Origin of the sequence: Vibrio sp. Y58_MX_L22, from assembly GCF_024181865.1 — a bacterium.
Classification (GTDB): domain Bacteria; phylum Pseudomonadota; class Gammaproteobacteria; order Enterobacterales; family Vibrionaceae; genus Vibrio; species Vibrio alginolyticus.
On sequence record NZ_JAMZAN010000004.1, the window covers coordinates 124,466 to 136,871 of the forward strand.

Consider the following 12,406-nt stretch of genomic DNA (forward strand, 5'->3'; position numbering starts at 1 on the left):
TAATACTAATGACAGTAAACTATCTTAATAAAAGGCATTTCTTCATTGCGCATTTTGCATAAAATTTGTCTAGAATTGTCAGCAAGTGTTTGTTGGAATTAGTATTACTTACTATAATAAGTGATAAAGATACTCAAAGAGGGCAACTATGACTAAGTCTGAACTGATTGAAAGACTCTGCGCTGAGCAAACACACTTATCAGCGAAAGAGGTAGAGGATGCTGTAAAAGATATTTTAGAGCACATGGCCTCTACACTAGAGAGCGGTGACCGTATCGAGATCCGTGGCTTTGGTAGTTTTTCTCTTCATTACCGCGAGCCTCGCGTAGGTCGTAACCCTAAAACGGGCGATAAAGTGGAATTGGAAGGTAAATACGTTCCACATTTCAAACCTGGTAAAGAACTTCGTGAGCGTGTAAATATTGGTTAATGCACTCTTATTAGTTTGAAAAAAGCGGCATACGTTTGTGTATGCCGCTTTTTTGTAATGTATCCAAGTTAGTCATACATCCAAGATCGTTTACTAATCTAATTGTGGATTCAGCTGTTTTCTATACCCAAATAACTTTAACTTCTAAGCATGTCTACAAACTAAGCATCTTGAGGTTACTTGGGTATAGATTATTGCTAATATACGTAGTCTGAAGAAGCATTTTCCTGCATAATCTTACCGACTTACTCCTAGAAGGGTGATGTAACATGAAAATTATAAAAATCGTTGCTGTTTTAGCTCTCTTTTTAATTGCATTGGCGTTAGGTTCCCAAAACCAAGAGCTCGTGACTTTTAACTATCTTCTAGCAAAAGGAGAGTTCCACTTATCTACGCTATTAGGTGTAGTATTTGTGGTTGGCTTTGCTTTAGCGTGGGTTATCTTTGGTAGCATCCAACTGAAAACTCAGCTACAGGTCCGTCGTTTAAAGAAAAAACTGAAAAAGTACGAACCAACTGAATCAAACAACGCTGCTGATAAGCCAGCCATTGAAAAACAGGCATAAGGATAAGGCTTAACTTTAATGCTTGAACTACTCTTCTTGTTGTTGCCTATAGCTGCTGCGTATGGCTGGTATATGGGGCATCGCAGCGCTCAGCAAGACAAGCAGAAGCAATCTCATCAAATCTCTCGTCAGTATATGACGGGTCTTAATCTGCTGCTCTCTGACCAATCAGATAAGGCTGTCGATCACTTTATTGAATTGCTCCAAGTTGATAACGAGACCATCGATACTCACCTTGCGTTGGGTAACCTGTTCCGGTCTCGTGGTGAAGTCGACCGCGCAATCAGAATTCACCAAAATCTTATTTCTCGTTCAGGCTTAACACTGGACCAAAAGAACCTCGCCCTTCAACAGTTAGCGAAAGACTACATGGTCTCAGGTTTTCTTGATCGTGCAGAGAAAATCTTCGAACAGTTAGTCGAAGAGCCAGATTACAAAGAGGCGGCTCTTCAACAATTAGTGACCATTTATCAGCAAACACGAGAATGGGAAAAGGCGATTTATTACGCGAACCAATTGGCTAAGTTAGGTAATAAACGCTCAAGGATGCGTGCAAATATTGCCCATTTTTGGTGTGAAATAGCCATGCTCGACCAAGCTGATGGGAATACTAATAAGGCAATACAGCATTTTAAAAAAGCGTTAGCGGAAGACCCGAAGTGTGTTCGAGCAAGTATTGCTTTGGGACGAATTTACCTAGAGTCTGAAGACTATAAGCACACCATCAAATATCTGACGGGGGTACTTGAGCAAGATAAAGACTTTATCAGTGATGTCTTGCCAACTATTGCAGAATGCTATCATCATCTGGGTCAGGAAGATGAACTTGTCGAGTTTCTGAGAGCTTGTATTGATAAGAAAGCAGGCGTATCAGCCGAGTTGATGTTGGCTCAATTAGTTGCTCATCACGAGAACGTTGGGGCTGCTCAAGAGTTACTGACGAAACAATTGCTGAAAAACCCAACCATGAAGGGCTTCTACCGTTTAATTGACTACCACATTGCAGAAGCAGAAGATGGTCGAGCGAAAGACAGCCTATCAACACTACAAGCGATGGTGGGTGAACAGTTAAAAGTGAAACCGCATTACCGATGCCGGAAGTGTGGATTTTCTACCCATTCCCTTTATTGGCATTGTCCGTCCTGTAAAGGATGGGGGACGATCAAGCCAATCCGCGGATTGGATGGTGAATAATTCTTAATGCAGCTGGCAGAGTTTCTGTCCGCTGCATTTTTTTAACTTTTTATTGAATAAGAACCAAAACAGTTAGGAGATGAAATGATCGACCAAAAAGTTATTGTCGCACTGGATTATGATAACCAAGCAGATGCACTTGCGTTTGTAGATAGAATTGATCCTGCGTCATGCCGACTAAAAGTTGGCAAGGAGATGTTTACGCTATTTGGTCCTGATTTTGTACGTGAACTCCATAAACGTGGTTTCTCTGTATTCCTAGATTTAAAATTTCACGATATTCCAAACACCTGCTCGAAAGCAGTTCGCGCTGCGGCTGAAATGGGTGTATGGATGGTGAACGTACACGCGAGCGGTGGTGAGCGTATGATGACGGCATCACGTGAAATTCTTGAACCATATGGTAAAGATCGTCCACTTCTTATCGGTGTAACGGTACTAACCAGTATGGAACAAAGTGATTTAGCTGGTATTGGTTTGAATGTTGCGCCTCAGGAGCAAGTTATTCGTCTAGCAACCTTGACCAAAAACGCAGGCTTAGATGGTGTCGTATGTTCAGCGCAAGAGTCCTCATTACTGAAGAGCGAACTAGGCCAAGAATTTAAATTAGTGACCCCTGGTATTCGACCTGCTGGCTCAGAACAAGGTGACCAACGCCGTATCATGACACCAGTAGACGCTATCCAATCAGGTTCAGATTATCTTGTGATTGGTCGCCCTATCACTCAAGCGTCAAATCCTGCAGAAGTGCTGAAGTCGATCAATGAGAGCTTATCTAAAATGTAAGCACTGTCTCGATTGTATGGAGAAAAGTGAGGCTAAGATGCCTCACTTTTTACATCGAATGAAAATACTAATCGCGGTAAAAAACCATTCCTTTTAACCAGCTATGTCTGATCATTTACTCGCTGTAACTGGTATATCGGGGCCAATTGAGATAAAGGTTCTGCGGTTTATTCTGAGTAAAGTAGGGCTTGGTACTATGCCGATCACACTTTTGTAACATAACTCACTGTGATGCCTCGAAAATGCAACCATGTGTTATTGATGGCTTGCGTTACAAATGTCTAAAGAATACTATGGCGAAGATGCATTCACTGCGTTGTAAGGTCTAGGATGACCTAGTGAAACTCTTTGAAATTAATATAGAAGCTGGCAGGACGTCACTTCATATTACGTTCCTATTATTTCCTATCTGCGTATTTTAAATCGCAGCTTTCTGTGAGCTTTCACACGCTGTCTTCCTTGTTACGACCTTAGTGCGCAAACACAACAAGGAAGAAACATGACTAAAAAACTGCCATTTTCAGTACTAGCAACACTGACCGCTGCCAGTTTTCAACTGAGTGCGGCAGAATTGCCAGCTGATATCGAATGGATTTCAAACAACAACGAACCTCTATTTGCCTCTGAAGAGGCGGTACGAGGTGGCACCTATCGCACTTACATTCAGAGCTTTCCGCAAACATTACGAAGTGTTGGTCCAGATGCGAACTCAGGTTTGCGCCAATACTTAATGGATGGTTCACCAAAACTGGCTCAGCGTCATCCAAATACTGGCAAATGGATCCCTCAACTTGCTAAGTCATGGGCATTTGGAGAAGACAACAAAACCGTATTCTTTAAACTCGACGAAACGGCCGAGTGGTCAGATGGTGAAAAAATTACATCAGATGATTACGTCTTTATGATGAAGTACTACACGTCAAAAGACATTATCGACCCGTGGTATAACGACTTCTTCACAAACAGTATTGTGAGTGTTGAAAAAATTGATGACTACACGATCAAAGTCAATCTTGCTGTAGCTCAAAGTCATGACTCACTTATGGTTATGATTAACATGCCAAGTAATGGTTTTCAGCCTCGTCCTGAACACTTCTTTGAAGGAGAAAAGGACGCAAATAACGATGGCATGCCTGATAACTTCGTCAGAAAGTTTAACTTTAAATCTGAGCCAACCGCAGCGCCTTACTACATTGATCAAGTGAAGAAAGGTAAGAGCGTGACATTCAAACATGTCGGTGAAGATTGGTGGGGATACAACAACCGCTACTATAAAAACCGTTATAACGTTGAAAAGGTTCGCATTAAGGTGATTCGCGATCCTGATATTGCCATGAAGCACTTTGAGAAAGGCAACTTAGACTACTTTGAGATGGTGCTACCAAGCTTTTGGCATGACAAAACCAATAGTGATGTGTACAAAAAAGGCTATATCCAAAAGTACTGGGGCTTTAACGAAGCACCGCAAGGAGCTGGTGGTCTTTGGATGAACACAGCGATGCCGATGTTGGATAACCTAGAAGTGCGTAAAGGTGTTATGGCAGCCACTGACTATGACGGCATGATTGAAAACATCATGCGTGGAGATTATTCACGTAAACCGCATGGACTCGGCTTTGGTCATGGCGAATACGATGATCCTAACAATACACCGCCAAAGTTTGATGCTGATGCGGCGGTTAAACACTTCGAAAAAGCGGGCTTTGACAAAGTGGGCGCAGATGGTATTCGTATTAACGACAAGGGCCAACACTTGAGCTTTGCTATCACCTATGGATACAACTCTTGGACACCGCGTATTGCATACCTGAAAGAGCAAGCGAAACTTGCTGGTCTTGAGTTCACGTTAAACTTGGTGGATGGCTCATCTGCGTTTAAATACATTCTTGAGAAAAAGCATCAGCTAGCGTTTTTGAATATGGGCTCTGGTGAGATCCCTGCGTATTGGGAATACCTACACTCGGATAATGCAAATCGACCACAAACGAATGCTCACACCAACTACAGCAGCCCTGAGCTAGACAAGTTAATTGAAGCGTATGATTCTGAGTTTGATCAGGAGAAGCGTTACGACTTGTCGCATCAAATCCAAAACTATGTCAGCAAAGCGAACATCATCGTTCCTGGCTACATGGTGCCTTATTCTCGAGTTGCTCATTGGCGCTGGGTTAAAATTCCTAAAAACGGCATGACAAAAGCGACAGAATGGGTGCTTCATCCAATGGATATCGGTAATTTCTGGATTGATAACCAAGTAAAAGAAGAGACAGAGGAAGCGATGGACGAGGGTAAAACCTTCCCAGAATTAACGGTAATTGATGATCGTTACAAATTGTAAATCAGTAGTTTAGATAGAAAATGATAGCCCCGGTAATGAATTTTATCGGGGCTTTCTTTTTTTACTTAATAAGGTAAGACACTTCTAAAAGGTAGGTTTTTGCATCACCAAGCAAAGAGAACGCTCTATCGATGGTTTTAAATCGATCATCAAGCGAGTCGCTTGATATCAGCTGGCTGAATGTTTGTAACGAGAAATCTTCGTTTGCTTTGAAGAACTGATGTACGTTTTCAAGCTGCACTTTATGAATATGCTCCACCTTATTTAGGGCGGTGGTTAAATCGGAAATGTTAATCGACATTGCTACTCGGGAACCTTATCAACAAGACCTATATGAGGTCATAGAGTGGGGTTTTATATTTTGTGACAGAGAGTAGCACCGAAGAGCAATTTATAGTCTGATGAAGATCAATTTGCCTTATTTAAGCATCTGTAACGTGGCACTAGACGTGTACCTAGAGCTAGTACACGTTACAACGCTTGAATATAGGCTAGGATTTCACCTGATCAAAAGTAAAAGCCAAGTCCGACTAAAAGTCCTTGAGAAGCTGTATCATATTCAAATACTCCCTCATTTTTGTAATCAACCCAGGTCGACTTGTAAGCTAAGTTGAGATCAGACCATTCGTTAAAACGATAACGAACACCAGTTTGAATGGCATAAGTGAAGTGAGTATCGTTGCCAAGTCCGGCGTCGATGCTGGCATGAAATCGCCAGTTTTCGCTCAATTCATCAATGAGTCGCAAGCCAACTAAAAAATCGACCCAATCTTCTTGTAATGACAGTCTATCTTCTAGTACCCGGTTATCATTACGATACAGCTTGCCGGTGATGTCATTGTCCCACCAACGTAATCCAAACATATAATCCAGTTTACCAAATGAATATTGTTCGCGTTGGAATGCCTTTGCTTCTAGAACACCTTGCCGTATTTCGATGTCCGCACGATAACGAGCGTTAGGCAGAGCGCCCTTGATATTATTAACATCACCACTTAAGTTCATGAAACTATAATCTATGTAGTAGCCCCACTTACTTTGGTAAATACTCTCGAATCGCAACATCGCCCCAATATCGAGGTGGTCTACGATGAACTTAGGATCGACATCCACCTCTGATGAAAAGCGACCAATACTGGTATCCCCGTGGATATTCAGTCCTAGCATGTACACTTCTATGCTATTTCGCCAACGAGATTCTTGTGTCTCGGCTGAGAGCGCTACTGATGTAGGTAATACAAGAATGAGTGAGGAGAGTGATAGCAGGTTACATGGTTTCATCCAATTTCCTTTTCGGCTTTTCGTCAGCTTTCAGCTTAGTAGAAGTCGCTACACTCTGCATAAAAAAGGGAAGCAACTTGCTTCCCTGTAATTAACATTGACTTAGAGTTGTTTGGCAATGTCTGAGGTTAGGCTTTCTAAGCCTATGGATAAAGCGTTGACGAGCGCTTCATAGCCCTCATCTTGAAGCGGCTGTGAGATTTGTATTGGCGCGCTGTTTTCTACCTTACCTTCGGCATTAATGAGTAACCATTCCCCCTCAATTTCGATATTACCTTTGTAGCTGCCATTAAATTTATTTAACGTAAGCTGGAGTTTGGCTTCACCGCTTTGATCCAGCAGATTATTCATTTCAGCCGGCCAGTAATGACTTTGCTTGTGACGCAGCTCCGCGACGACTCTCTGAGTGATTTGCTCAGAAATACTGTGCGCCCATTGATTGTGTTTCGCCTGAATAACTTGGGTCTCAGAGGTTCGATAAACAATGCCATTATCATTCAAATAACTCGCCAATGTCACTGGACGAACAACTAAAGTTGGGCGCTGAGCGATATCAGAAGAGCTCAGCGTCACTGGTTCCGCCTTAGGTAGAAGGTACATAGCTCCTTTAGTTTGCGGAGCGCTACTGCAACCCGTTAGACCGACAAATAGCGCGATAGACAGAAAGAATACTCGTTTCATTAGTTTTGGCCTTTAACTGGTATTGGGTCACTGATTTCATCTTCTCCAAACACAAGAGAGTTTGGCTTTTCGTTTAGCTGTTTAAGTACGGGTTTAAACTCTGTCATCACGCTTTCTAATTCTTTTAGCGTGGCTTCCATTTCGCTGTACATGGTTGAGTTGGGCCCATAACCATCGAGTGTTTTTTGTAATTGCTGTAAGCTTTGGCGAATATCTGTTGGGATCTCTTGCGTCTCTTTTTGATTCAAAAGTTTATCAATACTGTCCGTCACGCGTTCTGCTGAAGCTAACGTTTTTTCAGACGTTTTTAACGTTGAATTGAGAGAATCTAGCGTTTCTTCCATCGGTAAGTTATTAATCTTATTTAGGAAGTCGTTCACTTGGCGCTGAACCTGCGCAAAACCACCACGCATGGTTGGGAAAACATCTAAATCAGCAAACTTACTCGGTACGTAAGGCTCGTCATTTGGATAGAAGTCGGCGTCAACATACAGTGCCCCTGTTAATAAGTTACCTGTTTTTAAAGTACCACGTAGGCCTTTAGCAAACTCACTCTTCAATTTATCTTTTAACATTGGTAAAGATTGGGATTGGAAATCGCCATAAACACGGCCGAGCTCGATACGTACCAATACAGGGATTTTTTTCGCAGAAAAGTTCTCTTCTGGGGTTGGAAGTCGCATTGGTACACGCATCACAGTACCAATTCTCAAGCCTCGATATTCGACAGGTGCCTTACGTTTAAGTCCTCGTACCGATTCATCAAAAAGCATAACGAATTCAATATAATCATCGTACATACCTTCTCGAAGTTGTTTAATATCATCGTACAAGCGGAAGTTGACCATATTTTCAGTGAGCTGTTCACCGGATTCAAGACCTGGAACGGTATCGAAGGTAACACCACCCGTTAGCATGCTCTCTAATGAGCCAAACTTGACTTCGAACCCTTCAGCATTGAGCTGTAAATCTACGCCAGAATTCAGCCAGAACTTGGTACGAGTGCGCACTAAGCTGTCATAAGGCTTGAAAATAAAGAGTTGGTATAACGCTTTGCGAGTGTCAACATCAAAGCTGGTTTTCTCTACGCGACCAACCGTAAAGCCTTTATAAATGACGGGGTCACCAACGCCTAGCTTACCAGCCTCGCGGTGTGTTAACACAAGGCGTAACCCCTCTGCATCAGGAGAGGCCACTGGGGGAACATCTAAGACCGTAAAGCGCTCTTTCTCTATCTTAGATTTACCCGGTTGAAGTTGGATATAAGCGCCAGAGAGCAAGGTCTCTAAACCTGAAACGCCATCACGGCCAATACGAGGCTTCACCACCCAAAACATGGTGTCATCTCGCAGCATGCGTTCTGCATCCTTGTTCATTTGTGCCTTAGCGATGATGTGATCGTAATTTTCACTGAGAGTGACTTCAGTAATCAGTCCGACTTTTACATTCAATGCTCGGATTTCGGTTTTGCCAACCTCAATCCCATCTGCGGTTGGCAGTTGGAGAGTAATTTGTGGGCCTGTACTGTTGATATATTGGAACAGCATCCACGCTCCCATGGCTAGCGCAAGGATCGGGACAATCCATATCGCAGAAATCTGCTTTTGCGGTTTTATTTGAGCGGTTACGTTGTTCTCATCACTCATATTTGGCTTTCTCGTTTAAGTTGTCAGAAATCGGCTCCTGCACTTCGTTTTGTGGCAATTGCCACAACAAACGTGAGTCAAATATCATTGCAGAAAGCATAGTAAAAATGACCACTGCCGCGAAAGAGAGCGCAGCAGGACCTGGATAAATCGCCATTAAGTTTTGCAGTTGAACCAGTGCAACTAAGATCGCGACGACGAAGATATCGATCATGGACCAACGGCCAATAAACTCAGTTATACGGTAGATCTTTAAGCGTGAAATACTCTCTTCGTGCGGAAGATATCGCGCTTTTTGCGCATTGTAATACAGCCACGCGAGTGCCAGCATTTTCGCCATTGGAATAAATACGCTAGCAAAGAAAATTACCATCGCAATAGGGTAAGAACCTAAATGCCAAAGCAATATTACCCCCTCCATGATAGTTGAACCTTCTGCATGTCCAAGACTTACGGTGTACATCATAGGGTAGAGGTTTGCAGGGATATAGAAAATGACTGAAGCAAACAAAAGCGCCCAAGCTTTTTGTAAGTTGTCTGCGGGGTTGTATTTGTGAATAGGGCTTTTACAACGAATGCAGTGTTGGTGTTTTTTAGCTTCAATAGGGTTGAGCTGGTGACACGTATGACAACCAATATGGTTGTGGTTATGGTGCGTATCACCCTCTTTTACATCAGATAGCTCGATAGCTGGAATAAAGTGCCCCCAGAGCCAGCTTTTGTCGACCATTGATATGCATTTGACTACCAGAACGGTATATACACAAAACGCCCAGAATGAAGTGCCCATTCCTATGTCTGCGAGTGAAGCGATTTTAATTAAGCTGACCAACACGCCAATCAAAAAGACATCCACCATTAACCAGGGTTCGACTCGAAACAGAAGACGGCATAAAACTTTTGCCATTCGTTGCTGCTTTCTAGAGGGGGTATGTTTACGTGCTTTTAATGCTTCAAGGTGAAGAAAGAGAATGAGACCAACATAGATTGCAGGCAAAACGATAACTGTTGCGAGTAGCAGCACACCCAAAAGCACATTTTGAAACTCAGCCAGCATTTTGGCAGCGTGCAACAAGGTGATTTCTTGCGACAACCCTTGCACGCTGAACGACATAAAAGGGAAAGAAATGCTTAGCACTAACATGATCAAACATGCCGATGATATGGCGATCACGCTTTGGTAAGGCTTGGCATTCACTTTAGTCAGCGAATGCGAACATCGAGGACATTGTGCTTTTTGCCCCTGTTCGATATCAGGAATGCGAACAACAAGGCCGCACTCTTCGCATGAAATTAACTGACGGGAATTAGGTTGAATACTCATCGGGTAGGTTTTAGATTCATTTGCTTTAAGAATACTCTTTTTTCACTAGGCACGCTTGTTTTGATTCAGGAGTTTACGAGTTTCTTACTTTTGGCATTAGAGCATATGGGAGATCTAAGACATAAACGAAGTCGCGTTTGGTACAAGATTTTACGGCGAAGATGAGTATGTTGGAAGCCGAAAGTAATATGATGTTGCTTGTTTATTGGAGGGGGTAACTACTTGTTTTTAAGGGTAAGTAACCCTGCCCAGATAATCTGAGCAGGGAAAAAGAGCATTTTATTTAAGGTGCTTAGTTGTACTTTACTTGACCGTTCCGCTCTTAAAGGCATTGGAGCCGACTTGCGTACCGTTGAGCGTTTTGCCGTAATAGCCTTGGTGCTGGTGATATTTCTCCGAGTTTGCGGTGACATTGCCTTTGAATCGAGGATCTTGTGGGCGCTCATGGCTGTTAACGTATGCTGCGACATCCCAAGCTTCTTGCTCTGTCAGCTGGACACTTTTCCCAAGCGGCATGTTTTCGTAAATAAAATAGGCCGCTGTGTTAATCCGGTGCATACCTGCGCCCCAGTTATACGCATATTCGCCCCAAAGTGGTGGAATGTATGAGTGGCCGTTGGTGTCTTTGATGCCAGAACCGTCGGCGCGATGGCAAGTTTCACAGTTCTTTTCGTAGACCAGTGCGCCTCGCTCTATTGATGGTTCTTGCTCAGGGGCGTTGATTTTTGGGTAGCCACGCCCAGAGAGATTACCTCGCTTTTCAATTGGTAGTGCTTGTGCGATGGCTTCGGGCAACGGGAAGTCTTTTGCTTTTCCACCAATTTGCAACGCTTTTGCGTCTAGCTCTGGAATGGGTTCATCCGCCATACCATGTTTGTCAAGCAAACCGCCCATCGCTAACCAGTAGGCGTAAGCACTAAGGGCAACAATTTCTGGCGAATCGTAAGCGGGCGCTTTACCGTTCATGGAATACTCGAAACAACCCTGGATACGGTCAGCATAGCTATTTACGCGATCGTTTTTCTTACGATATGCCGGGTATGCCATGTAAGCTGCCCACAGTGGCGCAGCGTTTGCTTTTCGTCCTGCCTCCATATGGCAGTTCACACAGTTTTGTTCGTTGCCAACGTATTTTCCGCGCATTTGTTGTGAGTTAACAAAGAGCGAGTAACCGCGTTTTACTTGCTCACCAAATGCGGTGTTTGGGATTGTGCTGAGACCACGCGGTTTTAAGTATTCACCGTGCTTTTCTTTTTCTATCGCAGGTAGCTCTTTCTGGCGGTCCGGTAACAGATCGTTAGCTAATACGAGCGTAGAAATGAAAGGCAGTGCGAACAAAGAATAGAAACGTTTCATGACTGCTCCTAGTAACGTAATGAGGCAAAGTAGTAAGCAAGATTTTCGATCTCTTTGTCAGTGAGATTTTTTGCGATGGTCCCCATCATATTGAGCGGGTCACCACTGCGAGTGCCGTTTTTCCATGCCATCAATTGCGTTTTTAAGTAATCAGCATGTTGGCTTGCGAGGCGAGGGAACTTGTCGACGCCCATACCGCTGGCTCCATGACAAGTTGCGCAAGCTGGAATATTTCTATCCCAATCGCCTTGGAAAATTAATTTACGATACGGGTTACGAATATCAGCTTGGTCGCCGCGTTGTTCTGGATTCGTGAACTCATAGCTCGGGAGGTTAGCAAAGTACTCCATAACTTCCTTACGGTCTGCGGGATCGCTGAGTTCCTTCGCCATGCCTTGCATGACCACATTTTGGCGTTCGCCACTAAGGAATAGTTCGATTTGAGTGTTGAGATAATTCGCGTTTAAACCAGCGATCATAGGCGCGATATTTGGCTGTCCCATGCCATCTTGGCCGTGACAACCGCTACATACGCTGGCTTTTTCCGGAATAGACGAGGCGCTTGCGCCCATAGTGGTTGCTAACAAACAGGCCACCACCACTGGAAGAATTTTTGACATGCTGACTCACTTTAATTTTTATTAATATGTCTAAGTGCTACTTGGTAGTCACTTGGACAATATTGTCGGCCTTATCAATAATGAAAGGTATTGTGGATTTCCACATATTTAATAAGTGTAAATGGCCGTATTTGTTTTTATTGGTTGTTCTATAAGCGATAAAAACAAAGTGGTGAAGAGCTGC

General features: G+C 43.3%; 12 protein-coding genes. 5 read left to right on the forward strand and 7 right to left on the reverse strand.

Translation table 11 applies throughout. The annotated features are described in order from the left end of the window. Window positions 1-148: 148 nt before the first annotated feature. From ihfB to NL626_RS11120, 5 genes are all read left to right on the forward strand, one after another. Window positions 149-430: an integration host factor subunit beta gene (gene ihfB / locus NL626_RS11100; RefSeq protein WP_005385816.1), complete on the forward strand. Its 282-nt coding sequence runs from the start codon at window positions 149-151 to the stop codon at window positions 428-430. Window positions 431-699: 269 nt separating this feature from the next. After that, window positions 700-996: a LapA family protein gene (locus tag NL626_RS11105; protein WP_005376663.1), complete on the forward strand. Its 297-nt coding sequence runs from the start codon at window positions 700-702 to the stop codon at window positions 994-996. 18 nt (window positions 997-1,014) lie between these two features. Continuing rightward, window positions 1,015-2,190, forward strand: coding sequence for a lipopolysaccharide assembly protein LapB (gene lapB / locus NL626_RS11110; RefSeq protein ID WP_005376665.1), 1,176 nt, complete (start codon window positions 1,015-1,017; stop codon window positions 2,188-2,190). A gap of 84 nt (window positions 2,191-2,274) precedes the next feature. Next, on the forward strand, window positions 2,275-2,976 hold the full coding sequence (gene pyrF, locus NL626_RS11115; protein WP_017821659.1) for an orotidine-5'-phosphate decarboxylase: 702 nt from the start codon (window positions 2,275-2,277) through the stop codon (window positions 2,974-2,976). Between the two features lie 499 nt (window positions 2,977-3,475). Further along, on the forward strand, window positions 3,476-5,314 hold the full coding sequence (locus NL626_RS11120; protein WP_253657348.1) for an extracellular solute-binding protein: 1,839 nt from the start codon (window positions 3,476-3,478) through the stop codon (window positions 5,312-5,314). A gap of 61 nt (window positions 5,315-5,375) precedes the next feature. On the opposite strand, the gene NL626_RS11125 is transcribed toward NL626_RS11120, so the two are convergent. From NL626_RS11125 to NL626_RS11155, 7 genes are all read right to left on the reverse strand, one after another. Then, window positions 5,376-5,615, reverse strand: a complete 240-nt coding sequence (locus NL626_RS11125; RefSeq protein WP_253657349.1) for a hypothetical protein — start codon at window positions 5,613-5,615, stop codon at window positions 5,376-5,378. Window positions 5,616-5,821: 206 nt separating this feature from the next. After that, window positions 5,822-6,595, reverse strand: a complete 774-nt coding sequence (locus tag NL626_RS11130; protein WP_005385811.1) for a hypothetical protein — start codon at window positions 6,593-6,595, stop codon at window positions 5,822-5,824. A 102-nt stretch (window positions 6,596-6,697) separates the two neighbouring features. Next, entirely contained in the window at window positions 6,698-7,276 is a 579-nt protein-coding gene (locus NL626_RS11135) for a membrane integrity-associated transporter subunit PqiC (protein WP_054574786.1), read from the reverse strand. Further along, window positions 7,276-8,922 (reverse strand): intermembrane transport protein PqiB, encoded by a 1,647-nt coding sequence (pqiB, locus tag NL626_RS11140; protein WP_253657350.1) that lies wholly within the window; start codon window positions 8,920-8,922, stop codon window positions 7,276-7,278. Before pqiB ends, NL626_RS11135 begins: the two co-directional genes overlap by 1 nt. Beyond that, entirely contained in the window at window positions 8,915-10,246 is a 1,332-nt protein-coding gene (locus tag NL626_RS11145) for a paraquat-inducible protein A (RefSeq protein WP_005385807.1), read from the reverse strand. Before NL626_RS11145 ends, pqiB begins: the two co-directional genes overlap by 8 nt. 303 nt (window positions 10,247-10,549) lie before the next feature. Then, window positions 10,550-11,602: a c-type cytochrome gene (locus tag NL626_RS11150; RefSeq protein WP_213968760.1), complete on the reverse strand. Its 1,053-nt coding sequence runs from the start codon at window positions 11,600-11,602 to the stop codon at window positions 10,550-10,552. A gap of 8 nt (window positions 11,603-11,610) precedes the next feature. Beyond that, the gene (locus NL626_RS11155; RefSeq protein ID WP_017821653.1) at window positions 11,611-12,222 is read right to left on the reverse strand and encodes a c-type cytochrome; all 612 of its coding nucleotides are present in this window, start codon (window positions 12,220-12,222) and stop codon (window positions 11,611-11,613) included. Window positions 12,223-12,406 lie beyond the last annotated feature (184 nt).